Below are 15,259 nucleotides of genomic sequence, written 5' to 3'. Positions count from 1 at the left end.
GGTGCCTGCGAGCTTACCCCGGGGCACGCCGGCTCTCAGCGCTGCTGGCCGCCGGGCTCCATGAAGGTCTGCAGGGCGAGCACGGCGGCGCCGACCGCCCCGGGATGCGGCTGGACCTGGGAGACCGCCACGTCCAACGGGATCCCGGTCGCGTGCGAGCGTTCCGCGAGGTAGCGGCCAGCGGTCGCGTGCAGCAGTCCCGGTGCGGCCTGGATACCGGCGCCCGAGAAGACCACCGCCCGGATGCCGACAGCGCTGGTGATGGTCCAGGTCGCTCGGGCCAGTGCGGTGAAGGCATCGTCGAGGACGCTCAGTGCTCGGGGATCCCCGCGCGTGGCGGCCAAGGCGATCCGCACGACGTCACTGGTCAGGGCGGGACCGGCCAGCCCGTCGTCCTCGGCCGCGGCGTCCCGGATAGCCCCGGGAGAGGCATAGCGCGTCAGGCAGCCGGCGGCCCCGCACGAGCACGGCGGTCCGTGCGGGTCGACGCAGACGTGGTCGAGCGTCGCGCCCGGGGCGCTCTCCAGCGGCTGGCCGTCCCGCAGGATCGTCAGCCCGAGACGGTCGTCCATGTGCACCGTCGCCGTCATCCCGTGCTCCGGCTGCTCCCCGCTCCAGAAGCTGCCCAGCGCGGCACAAGTGGACGCGTCGGCGCTGGTGGTGGGGAACGCGAGGTCGCCGGTAACGGCCGCGAGCAGCTCCTCGCCGCGACCGTCGGCCCGCACCGGGGTGGCGAAGCCGATGCCGGTGGTCGAGTGCGGATCCCGGTCCGGTTCCATCGTCTCCAGGGCGTCGCGCAGCACGGCCGAGACCGCGGCGGGGGAGGCGTCGGGGGCCAGGGGCAGCACCACGCGGGAGCGGAGTGCCCCGGTCATGTCCACGCCGACCATCGAGAGGCGGTCGGCCTCGATGGTGCAGCCGATGGCGCGCCGTGCCCGGTTGTTCAGCCGCAGCAGTGAGGCCCGCTTGCCACCGTTGGAGCGGGCCAACCCGGTCTCGACCAGGAGGCCGGCAGCCATCAGGCGTTTGACGGCGTAGGTGACGGTGGCGGGGGTGACCCCGAGCTCGCGGGCGATCTCCACCCGGGTGGTCTCCGTGCGGCGGCGGACCATCTCGAGGATCGCGGCATCGGTCGAGGACGCTCGGCGCTCGCCGGTGGCAGTCATGGTGCACCCCCTGATGCGGGTCCGTGCCGGGCCCGGGACGTGCCCGGCTCCGCGGTGTCCTCGTGATTCTCCGGGATCGTCGTGACCGTTTCGTTGCCTGTGTGAGCCACGACATCCCTTGACGGATGGTCGGCCGCTCCGGAGACTACTCCTACTTCATTAAACAGATGAAGGAAGTTCCCCAGTGAACGACTCATCACGCGACGATGCGTGACCAAGGAGAGCAACGATGCACCTCAGTCGTCGAGATCTGTACAAGCTTGCCGCCGTCAGCGGCACCGGCACCGTCGCGCTGGCCTCGTGCGCCCCGACCTCCAATCTCGAAGAGAGCGAGGAAGGGCGCCCGACCATCACGGTCCTCACCGGGGCCGGGGAGATCAGCCGCAACCTCAACCCCCACTCGCCCTCGGTCATCTCCCTGGTCCAGGGTCCGATCTTCGAGCCGCTGTTCTACTACGACCCGCTGAAGGCCATCGACGTCGAACCCAAGCCGCTGCTGGGCGAGAGCTTCGAGTGGAACGAGGACGGCACGCAGCTGACCGTGGCGATCCGCCAAGGGGTGACTTGGCACGACGGTGAGGACTTCACCGCCGAGGACGTCGCCTTCACGTTCAACGCCATCCGGGACAACGAGGCGCTGAACCCGGCGGGGACCGCCCCGTCGGCCGAGGTCGTGGACGAGACGTCGGTGACCATCACCTATGACCGCCCCTCCTTCACCGAGGGCCCCAACGCGCTGGGCCGCACCTGGATCCTCCCCGAGCACCTCTTCGCCGACGTCGAGGATCTCGCGACCTATCCCAACGAGGAGCCGATCGGCACCGGGGCCTTCCGGCTCAGTGACTTCACCCCCGAGTCCTACCTGCTCACGGCCAACGACTCCTACTGGGAAGAGGGCGTTCCCGCCATCGGGGGCGTGCGCGCCCTGACCCAGTCCGGGAACCAGGTCGCCACCGACAAGTGGCTCGCCGGCGAGATCGACTACATGTCCACCGCGATCCCGGACATCGACGCCCACGTCGAGGACAACCCCGACCTCAGCTACACCAACACCCCCACCTCCCAGGCCGCACTGTTCGCCGCCTGCAACCCTGACCTGGGGTGCGAGGGACCGCAGACCGACGTCGCCGTGCGCCAGGCCCTGTACTACGGCGTGGACCGCGAGCAGCTGTCCGCGCTGGCGTTCTTCGGCCTCGGCAGCGACATCTCGCCCGCCTTCGCCCTGCCCGAGCGCGACGCCGAGTTCATCGACCCCTCGATCGAGCTCGCGCCCTGGAACGCCCAGCCCGACGAGGCCCGGCGCGTGCTCGAGGACGCCGGCTACACCGAAGGGTCCGACGGGATCTACGAGAAGGACGGGGTGCGCGTGTCCATGACCGCCTCCTGCCCCTCGGGCTGGTCCGACTTCGTGACCGCGCTGGACACCCTCGCCCAGCAGTACAAGGAGGTGGGCATCGAGCTCGTCCCGCAGCAGGTCTCGGTCAACGAGTGGAACGACTCCAAGGCCAAGGGCACCTTCCAGCTGGTCATCGACTCCGTCGGCCAGGGACCCGCGCCCGATCCGTACTACCCCTATCGCACGCACTTCTCCACCGAGAGCACCGTCCCGGTCGGGGAGAACGGCAACCCGTACCAGAACATCACCCGCTTCTCGGACCAGGCGCTGGACGACGCCCTGGAGGCCGCCTCCGGCACCGACGATGTCGAGGAGAAGAAGCAGCAGTACTTCACCGTGCAGCAGCGACTGGTGGAGCAGATGCCCGCGATCCCGCTGCTGATCGGCTCGAGCCTGACGGAGTACAACAACTCGCGAGTGACCGGCTGGCCGACCCAGGAGGACCCGTACGTGTACCCGATGGCGTGGTCCGCCCCGGACAACGCCGAGGTGCTGAAGACGGTCACCCCGGTCCAGGGCTGAGGGCACCTGCATGCATCTGGTGCGCAAACTCGGCTTCTACCTGGTCGCGCTGTGGGCGGCCGTGACGCTGAACTTCCTCATCCCCCGGATGCTGCCCGGCAGCCCGGTCGACGCCGTCCTGGCCAAACTCTCCCTGCGGGGTCCCGTCCAGCCGGAGACCCGCCAGGCCATCGAGGTGATGCTCGGGGCCGACGACAGCGGCAACCTGGTCCAGGAGTACGTCGAATACATCGGGCGGCTGCTGAGCGGGAACCTCGGGGTCTCGGTGACCTACTTCCCCACCCCCGTGGGGCAGGTGATCGGCCACTCCCTGCCGTGGACGTTGGTGCTGGTGGGACTGGCCACGGCCATCACGTTCGTCATCGGCGTCTCGCTCGGCATGATCGCCGGCTGGCGCCGGGGGACGTGGCTGGACTCCCTGATCCCCTCGACCACGGTCATGCAGGCGGTTCCGTACTTCTGGCTCGCGCTGCTGTTCGTGTACGTGTTCTCGGTGAACCTGGGCTGGTTCCCCGTCTCCGGCGGCTACGACGTCACCCTGGTGCGTCCCGCCGTCGACTACCCGTTCATCTCCAACGCGATCTACCACGGCTTCCTGCCGGCGCTGACGATCGTGCTGTCCTCGCTCGGCGGCTGGCTGCTGGGGATGCGCAACATGATGGTCTCCACCCTCAGCGAGGACTACATCCTCACCGCCGAGGCGAAGGGGCTGGCCCCGCGTCGGGTGATGCTGATGTACGCCGCCCGCAACGCGGTGCTGCCCAGCGTCTCGGGCTTCGCGATCTCGCTGGGCTTCGTCGTCTCCGGCTCGATCGTGGTGGAGACGGTGTTCTCCTACCCCGGCATCGGTTACACGATGCTGCAGGCCGTCCACAACAACGACTACGCGCTCATGCAGGGCCTGTTCCTCATCATCACGGTCTCCGTGCTGGCGACGAACCTGGCGGTGGACCTGCTCTACGGCGTGATCGACCCGCGGACCCGGGTCCGCGGCTGAGGAGGCGACATGACGACCAGAGCTCTCGCCACGGCGCGTGCCGCCACCGGCAGCGCCCCCGCTCGCCGCGGTGACCGCCTCCGGCGGCTGCTGACCCCGTCCCTGATCGTCGGCGCGGGACTCGTGGTGGCCATCGTGCTGTTCGGGATCATCGGGCCGTTCGTGGTCCAGGACCCGCTGGCGGTGCACAACAGCGGCATGCAGCCGCCCAGTTCGGACCACCTGCTGGGCACCACCCAGACCGGTCAGGACGTGCTCGCCCAGCTCGCCCACGCCACCCGCGGCTCCCTGATCGTGGGGGTGCTGGTGGCGGCGCTGGCGCTGTTCCTCTCCGCGTTCTTCGGCATCCTCGGCGGGTATCTGGGCGGCTGGATCGACGAGTTCTTCTCGCTGTTCACCAACGTGGTGCTGATCCTGCCGGGGCTGCCGCTGATGATCGTGATCGGCTCCTACGTCCAGCAGCGCGGGCTGGTGCTGATCTCGGTGATCCTCGCGATCACGTCGTGGGCGGCCGCGGCGCGCGTGCTGCGGTCCCAGACCCTCTCGATCCGCACCCGCGACTATGTCTACGCCGCGCGCATCGCGGGGGAGAGGCCCTGGCGCATCATCTCGGTGGAGATCCTGCCGAACCTGCTGCCGGTGATGTCCAGCGGCTTCGTCTTCGCCCTGATCACCGCGATCCTCGGGGAGGCAGGGCTGAGCTTCATCGGCCTCGGAGTGGTGGGCACGCAGACCTGGGGCTCGATGCTCTACTACGCCCAGAACGGCCAGGCGCTCACCCTGGGCGGCTGGTGGTGGTTCGTCCCGCCGGGCCTGCTGATCGCCGCCCTCGGGGCCGGGCTGTCGCTGGTGAATTTCTCCATCGACACCATCATCAACCCGCGGCTCAAGCTCGCCCCGAAGGCGATGAAGCAGGTCAGGGCCGCGGAGAAGGCCGATCACGACGGAGCTGACGCATGAGCACCGAGACAACCGAGCTCTCTGCAGGGTTCGAGGAGGAGCGCTCCGGCTCACCGGTGCGAGAGGAACCGGTGCTGACGGTCGAGGGTCTCGACGTGGTCTACGAGGTCGAGGAGCCGGTTCACGCCGTCCAGGGTGCTTCGTTCGTCCTGCACCGCGGCGAGATCCTGGGGCTGGCAGGGGAGTCGGGCTGCGGGAAGACGACCCTGGCCTACGGACTCAATCAACTGCACCGGCCGCCGGCGCGGATCACCGGCGGTTCGGTGACCTTCCACGACCACGTCACCGGGGAGGACGTCGACGTGCTCGCGCTGGAGGGGGAGAGCCTGCGAGCCTTCCGCTGGTCGAAGGTGGCGATGGTGTTCCAGGGCGCGATGAACTCGCTGAACCCTGTGCTGAGCGTGCGGACGCAGCTGGGCGACGTGTTCACCACGCACCGTCCGCACATGACGAAGCGGCAGCGCCTGGAGCGCAGCGAGGAGCTGCTGGAGCTGGTGGGCGTGGACCCCGCCCGCCTCAACGCCTTCCCGCACGAGCTCTCCGGCGGCATGCGCCAGCGGGTCATGATCGCCATGGCGCTGGCACTGGACCCCCAGCTGATGATCATGGACGAGCCGACGACGGCACTGGACGTCGTGGTCCAGCGGGAGATCCTGCAGGAGGTGCTGCGGCTGCGCCAGGACCTCGGCTTCGCGGTCGTGTTCATCACCCACGACCTGCCGATGCTGCTGGAGGTCTCCGATCGCATCGCCGTGATGCGCTCGGGGAAGATCGTGGAGCTGGAGACCGCCGAGAACCTGTACTTCGAGCCGAAGGCCGCCTACACGCGCAAACTCCTGGGCTCCTTCCCCTCCCTCACGGGGAGCACCGGGGACTTCGTCCGCGCCGGCTTCGGCGGGCCCGGGCAGGAACCCGCCGGACAGGAGCCCGCCGGGACGGATCCTGCCGAGGCGGGAACGGGCACGCACACCGACGGATCACAGGAGACACGATGACGACTCTCGCCGTCGACAAGCTCAGCAAGACCTACCGGATCCGTCAGGGCGTGCGCTTCTTCGCCCTCCGCGCGGTCCAGGAGGTCAGCTTCGAGCTCGCTCCCGGCCGTACCGTCGCCGTCGTCGGCCAGTCCGGTTCCGGCAAGTCCACCATCGCCAAGCTGATCGCGCAGCTGGAGCGCCCCAGCTCGGGGACGATCACGCTGAACGGCCGGCCCATCGGCCGCCGGGGTCGCGCCCTGCGCGAGTACCGCGACGAGGTGCAGATGGTCTTCCAGGATCCCTTCGCCTCGCTGAACCCGTTCCACAGCATCGGCCACCACATCGAGCGGCCCCTCCTGCTCCACGGCAAGGCCACCCGAGCGAACGTGCGCCAGCGCGTGTGCGAGCTGCTGGACCGCGTCAACCTCTCCCCGTCGGCCGACTTCATCGACCGCAAACCGCACGAGCTCTCCGGCGGGCAGCGCCAGCGGGTGGCGATCGCCCGTGCCCTCGCCCCCGAACCCAGCGTGCTGATCGCCGACGAGCCCGTCTCGATGCTGGACGTCTCGATCCGCCTGGGGGTACTGAACCTGCTCGCGCGCCTGCAGCGCGAGGAGAACCTCGCGATGCTCTACATAACCCACGACCTCGCGACGGCCCGCCACTTCTCGGATGAGATCCTGGTGATGTACCGCGGAGAGGTCGTCGAACGCGGGCCGGCCGACGACGTCATCCTGCGCCCGCAGGCGTCCTTCACCCGGCAGCTGCTGGTGGCCGCCCCGGAACCCGGGAACAATCCGCGGTTCCTCGCCGAGGCGGAGCGCCGCGGTGTACCCATGCCGGACCACCTCGCCCCGTCGGAGGACGCCTGAATGAACGAGCTCGTCGATGTCGATACCGCCGCCGCCCTCGCCGCACGCCGCCACGAGCTGCGCGGCGGCTGGACGATGACCATCACCGCCGGGCCCGCCCCGTTCGAGGCGGTCGACGTCCCCGCGATCGTGCCGGGCAGCTTCGTCACCGATCTCCACAATGCCGGCCTCATCCCCGATCCCTACGTCGACCGCCACGAGCACGAGCTGCAGTGGACGGGCGAGTGCGACGTCCTCTACCGCACCGAGTTCGAATGGTCCGACGGGAACGGCACCGCAGCGGACCGGGTGGACCTGGTCGCAGCCAGCCTCGACACCGCCGCCACGATCATGCTCAACGGCCGGCGCATCGCCGCCGTGCAGAACCAGCACCGCTCCTGGCGCTTCGACGTCACCGACGCGCTGCGTGCGGGCCCCAACGAGCTGGAGATCCTCTTCGCCTCGCCGCTGCGCACCGCCCGCGAGAACACCGCCGTGCTCGGCGAGCTCCCCGTGGTGGGCAACGACCTGCCCTACAACGCGATCCGCAAGATGGCCTGCAACTTCGGGTGGGACTGGGGTCCGGTGCTGGTCACCAGCGGCATCGCCGGCCCGATCGCGCTGGAGGAGTGGTCCACCGCGCGCCTGGCCGAGGTGCGCCCGCGCGTCACCGTCGAGGGAAGCTCAGGAGCGGTCTCCCTGGCCGCAGCCGTCGAGCGCGCCGACCTGCTCGATGACTCCGAGTTCGAGCTGCGCGCGCAGCTGCTGGACCCGGCCGGAACAGAGGTCGACCAGGCGATCATCCGCGAGTCGGCCGACGACGTCGATCTCGCGCTCAACGTCGCTGAGCCGCAGCTGTGGTGGCCCCGCGGCTACGGCGACCAGCCCCTGTACACGGTTCAGCTCGAGCTGCGTGACGCCGACGGAGCGGTTCTCGAGAACCGCGAGCACCGCATCGCCTTCCGCACCGCCGGGGTGGTCGAGGAGCCCGACGAGATCGGCACCTCCTTCACCGTCGTGGTCAACGGCCGCCCGATCCTCGCCAAGGGCGCCAACTGGATCCCCGAGGACTGCTTCCCCACCCGCCTGAGGGCGGCGGACTACCGCTCCCGCGTGGACGACGCCGTCGAGGCCGGGATGAACATGCTGCGCATCTGGGGCGGCGGGCTCTACGAATCCGACGTGCTCTACGACCTGTGCGACGAGGTGGGCATCCTGGTGTGGCAGGACTTCGCCACCGCCTGCGCCGCCTACTCCGAGGCCGAGCCGCTGCGCAGCGAGTTCGAGGCCGAGGCCCGCGAGAACATCGTCCGCCTGGCCTGGCATCCCTCGCTGATCCACTGGAACGGCAGCAACGAGAACGTGGAGGGCTACTACCACTGGGGCTGGAAGGAGACCCTGCCCGAAGGCACCGCCTGGGGTCTCGGCTACTACACCGAGCTGTTCCCCGCCCTGCTCGCCGAGCTCGACCCCACCCGCAGCTACACCCCCACCAGCCCCTACTCGCGGCCGCTGCCCGAGGATCCCCGCAACCCCGATCACGGGACCGTGCACAACTGGGTGGCCTGGGCCTCCGAGCAGGACAACGACTACGAGCGCTACCGCGACACCATCCCGCGGTTCTCCGCCGAGTTCGGCTATCAGGGCCCGGCGAACTACGCGACCATCGCCCGCGCCATCACCGAACGCCCCCTGGACCCGGACTCGGAGACGATGCTCTCCCACCAGAAGGCCGTGGGCGGCCAGGACAAGCTGCGCCGCGGCATGGCGCCGCACCTGCCTCCGGTCGAGGGGTTCGACGACTTCCACTTCGCCACCCAGTTGAACCAGGCCCGCGCGCTGACCTGCGGCATCGGCCACTACCGATCCTATTGGCCGATCTGCGGCGGCACCATCGTGTGGCAGCTGAACGACTGCTGGCCGGTCACCTCCTGGGCCGCGGTCGACGGCGACGGTCGCCGCAAGCTGCTCTGGTACGCGCTGCGCGACCTCTACGCACCGGTGCTGCTGACCATCCAGCCCGGCCAGCAGGGCCCGGCCATCAGCCTCGGCAACGACACCGACCAGGCCCTCACCGGGCGGCTCCGGCTGCGACGCCAGGATTACGAGGGCACCGTGCTCGCCGAGGACAGCCTCGACGTGCGGGTCGAGGCCCGTTCAGCGGCCACCCTGCCCGTTCCGGCGCTGCTGGCGAGCCCCGGGGACGCCGCCCGCGAGGTGCTCGTCGTGGAGTTCGACAGCTCGAGCGAGGAGCCCGACGGGTCGGCGACGGCTGCGGGGGCGGCCCCCTCCGCCCCGGTGCGCACGGTGCATTTCTTCGCGGAGGACCGTGACTCCGCGCTGGCCGACGGCGCGTTCACCGCCTCGGCCGCGACGACGGAGGACGGCGTGGCGATCACCGTCAGGGCGACCGGGACCGTCCGCGACCTGTGTGTCCTGGCCGACAAGGTCGATCCGGCCGCCGACGTCGACCGCCAGCTGACCACCCTGCTGCCGGGAGAGAGCGCCGTCGTGCGCGTGCGCACGAACTCGACGGCCGACCCGCAGGCATTCCTGGCCGAGGACGTGCTGCTGACCGCCAACGACCTGGTGGCGCGGGCGCGTTCGCGCGCCGTCTGAGCATCGGCGCGCGGAGGGGGAGCATGGGCACCATCGGCATCGCGATCCCCGAATCCGTGTGGTCGGCGAGGTCCGAGCAGTTCTACACCCAGGTGCTGCAGGGGCTGGAGGACACGGTGGTCCCTCTCGGACACACCGTCCTCAGCCGCGTGTGCCGCAGCGTCGACGAGGAGATCGAGGCGCTGCGGCGATGGGCCGAGCGGCCCCTGGCCGACGTGGTGATCCTCAAGGACCTCCACGTGGACGATCCGCGACCGTCGGCCGCCCGGGAGCTCGGCCTGCCGTTCATCGTGATCGGCGACGAACGCCAGCGCCGGATCTCCTCGAGCGTGACCATGGACAACGGCGGGACCATGCGCCGGCTGCTCCAGGACCTGCGCGAGCTCGGCCACGAGGCGATCGCCCACGTGGGCGGGCCGTCGGACCTGCTGCACAGCGCGTGGAGGCGCGAGGCCTACGAGGCCTTCGTGCGCGAGCACGGCATGGCGATGCTCGCGGCCGACGGGGACTACGGCGCGGCCAGCGGCGCCGAGTGCGTCCGGACCCTGCTGTCCGGATCCCTCCGGCCGACGGTGATCGTCCACGACAACGACGCCATGGCCATCGCCGGCTGCGACCGGGCGGTCGCGATGGGTGTCGCCGTCCCGCAGGACGTCTCCATCGTGGCCTGGGACGATTCTCCGGCGTGCCAGACCCATGACCCGCCGCTCGCGGTGATCGACCGCCAGCCGCATCAGCTGGGGGTGGATCTCGGACGGGCTGCGACCTCGCTTCTGGCGGATCCGGCCCGACCCGTCCACCTCACGCAGGATGTGCCGCGGCTGCTCCCGCGGGGAACCGTGGCGCCACGACGCGGCTGACGGTGTTCATCGGCGGTGCCGGTGCGCGCCGTGGACGCCGGCGCTCAGCGCCGGCGCGAGGTCACGGTTCTGAGAACCCGACCCCCGCGAGCGCCGGCTCGGGAGACCATGAAGCATGATCTTCGATCTCGATCCCCTCGAGCTCCTCGCCTCGGCCCTGACGGCCGTGTCCCTGGCCGTGCCGATCGCCTTCCTCCTCGCCGCGGGTGTCGTCGCGGCGCCGCGCCGGATGTGGAGCGGTGCCGGGCTCGGCCTGGGAGCCAGCCTGCTGGTGGGAGTGATCATCGCGGGGGCGGCGAGCTTCGTGGGCCGCGGGGGACTGATCGGGTCCCTCACCGGCGTGGGGATCGTCCTGGGAGTGCTGTGCGCGCTGGCTGCGGCGGTGCTGGTCGTGCTGCGGCGCGACGGCTCGGCGCTCGGGGCGGGCCTGGGCATCGCCGCCTGCGTGCTGATCGGGCTCAGCGATCCCAGCCGGATCCTTCCCGCCTTCTTCGGGATCTCCTCCTCTGAGGTCATCGCGCTCGCCGCAGTCGTCATCGACGCCATGGCCGTGGTGGCCCTCGCATCTGCTCTGGTGGCACTGAGCGGGCGGGTTCGGGCGCTCCAGATCGGCACCGCCTGCGCCGCCGCCGTGGCGGGCGTGCTGACCCTCGCCTCGATGATCGTCGGCGGAGCGCCCGGCACCTCACTGTCGACCCTGCTGATCGTCCTGGTCATCGCCTTCGCCATCGGCAGCATCGCCGGCGGCGTGCTCGAGGCGCGTCGCTCGCGCGAGGCCGACGCGACGGTGGAGGGGTGAGGGGCGCGGACCTCGAGGGGGACTCCTCGTCGAGGCTGGTGCACCGGTGAAACGTGTGTCGCTTGCGCTGCGCTCGCTGGAGTACGGCATCCAGCACGACATCGCCCACCTGCTGCTGATCGCGCTCCCGCTGGGTGCCCTGCTCCTCGTCATCCCGGCGAAGAGCCGACGCCGAGTCGCCGTCTTCGCCGGGCTCGGCGTCCTCCTGGGACTCGGCACGATCGTGCTGGACAGGTCACTGTGGTGGGCCCCCTCACTGTGGGGAACCTCCGGCCAGGGGCTCTCCCCCTTCGACGTGCTGCGCCCGGGACTGCACGCGGTGATCCTTGCCGGGGCGCTCTGTGCCGTGGTGGTGGTCGTCCGGTCGTGGCAGGGAAGAGAGGCTGCCGGTAGGGTGCTGGCCCCGTCGGCCGGCCTGCTGCTCGGACTGGGCGCACCGTACGACTTCCGCACGACGGGGGAGCAGATCTTCTATCCCGTCTTCTCCCGGATGTATACGCCGGAACAGCTCGAGGCGGCGCCCATCCGAACCACCCTGAGCAGCTTCGCCGACGACGCCTTCCATGTCGCCGTATGGACGCTCGCCACGACGGTGGTGGTGCTCGTTCTCGTGATGCTCGGCCGGCGATCCGGCGCCGTCGCCGTGGGTGCTGCCCTCGGGGCGGTGGTCAGCGCCGTGCTCGCCGGGGGCGAGCTCGTCCTGGACATCCTCGTGAGGGCATTGACGCTCACGGGCCGGCCAGGTGTCTGGTTCCATATTCCGTCGGACCAGATCGCCATGTCGTGCGTGGCCGCGATCGTGCTGGGAACCGTGGCGGCGCTGCTCTCCTCGCGAGTGCCGCGTCCCCGGATCCGGTGAGCGGAATGCGTGTCGTGGGGCGCTGATGCCCGTTGCTCACGCCTGCTCCGGCAGCGGAACGTCCTCGGTCAGTGAGGTGAAGACGTCCTCAGCATCAGCCGAGGGGACGACACGGTTCGGGTCTCCCGGAGCCGGCTCCCACGGCATCGTGACGATGGTGATGTCGTTCTGGTCCACGTGCGAGACGCGTGTGGCGAGGGTGGCCAGCGCTCTGACCGACCCGAGATCGTCGTCGACGGTGAGGGAGGCGATCACGGCGTCCAGGAAGGAGTACAACCGGTCCGGACGGTTCAGCACCCCGTCGTGACGCACCGTGTTCGCGATCGCGTCGATGACCTCCTTCTGGTGATCCAAGCGCGCGATGTCGCTGCCATCGCCCACGGCGTGCCGGGTGCGAGCCCAGGCCAGTGCCTGGTAGCCGTCCAGGACCTGATCACCCTGCGGGAGATCCAGATCGGCGAAGGGATCCTGCAACGGCTCCTCGAGGTGGACAGGGATGCCGCCGAGGGCGTCGATGATGTCCGCGAACCCATCGAAGTCGACCTCGACGAAGTGGTCGATGCCGACCCCGGTGAGCTCCTCGGCGGCGCGCACCGAGCACGCCGGGCCGTAGTTCAGCGCAGAGTTGATCATGCCGCGCCTGCTCGGCGCCTCGCCGCGCCCGGCGTCAGCACAGGCCGGCAGCTCGAGCACGGTGTCACGCGGGATCTGGACCACGTCGATCCGGTCGTCGTCCTCGGCCAGGTGGACCACCATCAGCGAGTCGGAGCGCTTGCTGCCGTCACCCTGCTCGAAGTTCCCGCTGGTCAGATCGCGACTGTCTGATCCGAGGACCAGGATGTTCATCCCGTCGGTCGGGAGGGGATCGGCCTCGTCGGTCCCGGCCCGCAGCGGAGCCGTCTCGAGGCTGCCCTGCAGGCGCATCGCCGGGATCATCACGCCGGCCAGGACGGCGACCGCCAGGAGCGCACCGGTGACCAGGAGAGTGCGGCGCAGGCGCACCTTCCGCCGCGGTGACATCGCGCGATGCCGCCCGCGCGGCCGCTGCACAGAACTCATGAGCACCTCTCCTTCGCCCCACCCGGTGGGCGCCTGCCCGTACCGGCGCGGCATAGTATGCGGCCCGGAGCTGGGCACTTCGTCATCAGGGCGTTCCATGCTGCGTGGCCGGGCATCCTCGCGCCGTCGTCACTCCCGCTGCCTGCGGGCGTGGTCGTCGGCGTAGGCGCGGAAGACCTCTTCCGGCTCTCCCTCCACCTTGACGAACCCCTGGATCTTCTGTGCCAGGTGGGAGATCACCTCCGACAGTGCCCGGGCTGTGGCCCGCACGTCGGCCGACGGCGCCTCCCGGCCGGCATCGCGCAGCTCGAGCACGTGGGGCAGCTGGCGTGCCAGGGACTGTTCCGGATCCTCCTCCTGGAAGAAGTAGCTCTCCGAGTGCTGGGAGAGATCCACGCAGACGCCGGCGAGATCGGCGGTGAGGGTCTCCAGGGTCCGCGCCGCCGAGCTGGGCTCGAGCTGTGAGAGCTCCGCGGCGTACTCGGCGTCGGCCAGAGCGGCGAGGCGCAGGGCCAGGGTCCGTCGGCGCGCGAGGGCGGGATGGACCTGCATGAACCAGGTCATCGCGGCCGTCAGCAGGGCGAATCCCGTGAGGGCCTCCAGTGGCGCGATGACGCGCACCCAGTCGGCGTTGGGGACCACGTCGCCGTAGCCGAGGGTCGACAGGGTCATGAAGGCGACGTACAGCGGTTCGGTGAGGGGGCCCTTCTGGGCGGGATCGACGCCGGAGTACGAGAACGCCTCAGGCAGGTGGGGCGCGTAGATCAGCGCCCATCCCACGCCCTGCAGCAGCACCCACAGGATGATGACGGCCACCATGCCCCCGGGCCCCACGGCGGAACCGAACCGGTGACCCAGCGCGGCGGACCCCTTCCAGAACGCCACGATGACGGCGTGACTCAGCCGTCCCTTCCCGCGCGGGTGCAGCAGCGTGTGGAACATGTCGAAGAGGCCGACGAGGACGAGGGCGATCCCGGCCAGCATGGAGAGGGCGGTCATCCGGCTCTTCTTCTTTCCCCGCGGTGGCGGTGGAGACGACGTTCGCTGATGTCACGCTCGGCGACGCCGCGAAGACTACGGGATCAGCCCTCGTCCCCGGTGCCGGTGCGGCCAGGGGCGCCCGATCGGTCGGTATCGGCGAGAGAGAACCCGGCCGGAGCCAGGCGAGCGAGCTCCTCGCGCAGCAGCGCGCCGATCTCCGCGCGGCGCTGCTCTCCCATCCGTTCGATCGGACCGGTGACGCTGACCGCCGCCGACTTCCCACCGGGCCGGACCATGGCGACCCCTACGCACGCGATACCCCTCTCGTTCTCCTCGACCTCGCTCGCCCAGCCACGGCGCGCGGCCTCCTCGACGACGCCGGCAAGACGCCGAGGAGTGACCTCGGCTCCGGGCTCGGCCGCACGGGCGGCGGTGGCCTGTGCGTATGCGTCCAGAGCGGACCCGCGGATCCCGTCGGCCGCGAGCATCGCCCGGCCCATGGCGGTGCGCCCGGCGGGAGCCCGCTTGCCGACGCGGGACCACACCCGCAGGGTGCGCTCGGGCTCGACCTTGTCGAGGTAGAGGACGTGTGCGCCGTCCATCCGGCCGAGATGGACGAGCTCCTGCGTGCGCTGGGAGATCGAGGCGAGGGCGGGCGCGAACAGGACCGGCAGATGGTCACCGCCCTCGAAGCGACCTGCCATGACCAGGGGCGCGCTGCCCAGGCGGTATCGCTGGTCCGGCGGCACCTGCTCGGCGAAGTCGCGGTGGATCAGGGCGCGCAGCAACCGGTGCACCGAGGCCTTGTTCAACCCGCTGCGCCCGGCGATGTCGCGCAGCGTCATCCCGTCGGGCCCCGCGTCGGCGAGGATCTCGAGCAGGGCGAGCGCCTTGTCGACGCTGCCCACGGGGGAGGAGCCGCCGTCCGGGGTGGTGGCCATGGCGTCGATCGTCTCCTGTCCGTCTGGGACCGCGTTGCTGCGGGGTACTCCTCGCCCTACGCTGACATGCATTACGGAATACCTGTTCCACGATACAGAACATGCCGTTCCCCCGCGCCGACGACGCCGTGTGCTCTCGGGGCGTGGACCGCAGCAGCGCCTCAGGAGGGGCAGTCATGAGTTCCCTGAGTCAACCTCTAGGCCGTGAGAGCGCTGCTGTGGTCGTTTCTGTCGGTTCTGCGCCGCTCGTGGATGGTGGGGTCGTAGCACGT

The 15,259-nt window shown here is 70.3% G+C and carries 13 protein-coding genes; 9 read left to right on the top strand and 4 right to left on the bottom strand.

The window, feature by feature from the left end:
* Positions 1-35: 35 nt before the first annotated feature.
* On the bottom strand, positions 36-1,166 hold the full coding sequence (locus tag ACFQRD_RS14400) for an ROK family protein (protein ID WP_377018619.1): 1,131 nt from the start codon (positions 1,164-1,166) through the stop codon (positions 36-38).
* Between the two features lie 229 nt (positions 1,167-1,395).
* Between ACFQRD_RS14400 and ACFQRD_RS14395 the strand changes: the two genes are divergently transcribed.
* From ACFQRD_RS14395 to ACFQRD_RS14355, 9 genes are all read left to right on the top strand, one after another.
* Positions 1,396-3,084: an ABC transporter substrate-binding protein gene (locus ACFQRD_RS14395; RefSeq protein WP_377018620.1), complete on the top strand. Its 1,689-nt coding sequence runs from the start codon at positions 1,396-1,398 to the stop codon at positions 3,082-3,084.
* A 10-nt stretch (positions 3,085-3,094) separates the two neighbouring features.
* A complete protein-coding gene (locus ACFQRD_RS14390; RefSeq protein ID WP_377018621.1) occupies positions 3,095-4,081 on the top strand; it encodes an ABC transporter permease in 987 nt (328 codons plus the stop codon).
* 9 nt (positions 4,082-4,090) lie between these two features.
* Entirely contained in the window at positions 4,091-5,041 is a 951-nt protein-coding gene (locus ACFQRD_RS14385; protein WP_377018622.1) for an ABC transporter permease, read from the top strand.
* On the top strand, positions 5,038-6,036 hold the full coding sequence (locus ACFQRD_RS14380) for an ABC transporter ATP-binding protein (protein ID WP_377018623.1): 999 nt from the start codon (positions 5,038-5,040) through the stop codon (positions 6,034-6,036). Before ACFQRD_RS14385 ends, ACFQRD_RS14380 begins: the two co-directional genes overlap by 4 nt.
* Complete coding sequence (locus tag ACFQRD_RS14375; protein ID WP_377018624.1) at positions 6,033-6,890, top strand: ABC transporter ATP-binding protein; 858 nt, start codon at positions 6,033-6,035, stop codon at positions 6,888-6,890. Before ACFQRD_RS14380 ends, ACFQRD_RS14375 begins: the two co-directional genes overlap by 4 nt.
* Positions 6,891-9,488: a glycoside hydrolase family 2 protein gene (locus tag ACFQRD_RS14370; protein WP_377018625.1), complete on the top strand. Its 2,598-nt coding sequence runs from the start codon at positions 6,891-6,893 to the stop codon at positions 9,486-9,488.
* A gap of 23 nt (positions 9,489-9,511) precedes the next feature.
* Positions 9,512-10,348 carry a LacI family DNA-binding transcriptional regulator gene (locus ACFQRD_RS14365; RefSeq protein ID WP_377018626.1) on the top strand — a complete coding sequence of 279 codons (837 nt, stop codon included), beginning with the start codon at positions 9,512-9,514 and terminating at the stop codon, positions 10,346-10,348.
* 115 nt (positions 10,349-10,463) lie between these two features.
* Positions 10,464-11,147 carry a hypothetical protein gene (locus ACFQRD_RS14360; protein WP_377018627.1) on the top strand — a complete coding sequence of 228 codons (684 nt, stop codon included), beginning with the start codon at positions 10,464-10,466 and terminating at the stop codon, positions 11,145-11,147.
* A 46-nt stretch (positions 11,148-11,193) separates the two neighbouring features.
* Complete coding sequence (locus ACFQRD_RS14355; protein ID WP_377804630.1) at positions 11,194-12,006, top strand: hypothetical protein; 813 nt, start codon at positions 11,194-11,196, stop codon at positions 12,004-12,006.
* 36 nt (positions 12,007-12,042) lie between these two features.
* Here the strand turns inward: ACFQRD_RS14355 and ACFQRD_RS14350 are convergent, their stop codons facing one another.
* From ACFQRD_RS14350 to ACFQRD_RS14340, 3 genes are all read right to left on the bottom strand, one after another.
* Positions 12,043-13,065: an LCP family protein gene (locus ACFQRD_RS14350; protein ID WP_377804629.1), complete on the bottom strand. Its 1,023-nt coding sequence runs from the start codon at positions 13,063-13,065 to the stop codon at positions 12,043-12,045.
* 129 nt (positions 13,066-13,194) lie between these two features.
* Positions 13,195-14,064, bottom strand: a complete 870-nt coding sequence (locus ACFQRD_RS14345) for a potassium channel family protein (protein ID WP_377804628.1) — start codon at positions 14,062-14,064, stop codon at positions 13,195-13,197.
* Positions 14,065-14,147: 83 nt separating this feature from the next.
* Positions 14,148-14,987: an IclR family transcriptional regulator gene (locus ACFQRD_RS14340; RefSeq protein ID WP_377804625.1), complete on the bottom strand. Its 840-nt coding sequence runs from the start codon at positions 14,985-14,987 to the stop codon at positions 14,148-14,150.
* Between the last annotated feature and the right edge of the window lie 272 nt (positions 14,988-15,259).

Origin of the sequence: Brachybacterium sp. GCM10030268 (assembly GCF_042666305.1) — a bacterium.
GTDB lineage: Bacteria > Actinomycetota > Actinomycetes > Actinomycetales > Dermabacteraceae > Brachybacterium.
Note: the sequence above shows the minus strand (reverse complement) of the source record. Positions and strands in the feature narration are given on the sequence as shown.

Excerpts from the sequence above, each read along its gene's own strand:
- ACFQRD_RS14360 (WP_377018627.1), top strand. The coding sequence starts at position 10,464 with ATGATCTTCGATCTCGATCCCCTCGAGCTCCTCGCCTCGGCCCTGACG.
- ACFQRD_RS14390 (WP_377018621.1), top strand. The coding sequence starts at position 3,095 with ATGCATCTGGTGCGCAAACTCGGCTTCTACCTGGTCGCGCTGTGGGCG.
- ACFQRD_RS14375 (WP_377018624.1), top strand. The coding sequence starts at position 6,033 with ATGACGACTCTCGCCGTCGACAAGCTCAGCAAGACCTACCGGATCCGT.
- ACFQRD_RS14370 (WP_377018625.1), top strand. The coding sequence starts at position 6,891 with ATGAACGAGCTCGTCGATGTCGATACCGCCGCCGCCCTCGCCGCACGC.
- ACFQRD_RS14345 (WP_377804628.1), bottom strand. The coding sequence starts at position 14,064 with ATGACCGCCCTCTCCATGCTGGCCGGGATCGCCCTCGTCCTCGTCGGC.
- ACFQRD_RS14380 (WP_377018623.1), top strand. The coding sequence starts at position 5,038 with ATGAGCACCGAGACAACCGAGCTCTCTGCAGGGTTCGAGGAGGAGCGC.
- ACFQRD_RS14395 (WP_377018620.1), top strand. The coding sequence starts at position 1,396 with ATGCACCTCAGTCGTCGAGATCTGTACAAGCTTGCCGCCGTCAGCGGC.
- ACFQRD_RS14400 (WP_377018619.1), bottom strand. The coding sequence starts at position 1,166 with ATGACTGCCACCGGCGAGCGCCGAGCGTCCTCGACCGATGCCGCGATC.
- ACFQRD_RS14340 (WP_377804625.1), bottom strand. The coding sequence starts at position 14,987 with ATGGCCACCACCCCGGACGGCGGCTCCTCCCCCGTGGGCAGCGTCGAC.
- ACFQRD_RS14385 (WP_377018622.1), top strand. The coding sequence starts at position 4,091 with ATGACGACCAGAGCTCTCGCCACGGCGCGTGCCGCCACCGGCAGCGCC.
- ACFQRD_RS14365 (WP_377018626.1), top strand. The coding sequence starts at position 9,512 with ATGGGCACCATCGGCATCGCGATCCCCGAATCCGTGTGGTCGGCGAGG.
- ACFQRD_RS14350 (WP_377804629.1), bottom strand. The coding sequence starts at position 13,065 with ATGAGTTCTGTGCAGCGGCCGCGCGGGCGGCATCGCGCGATGTCACCG.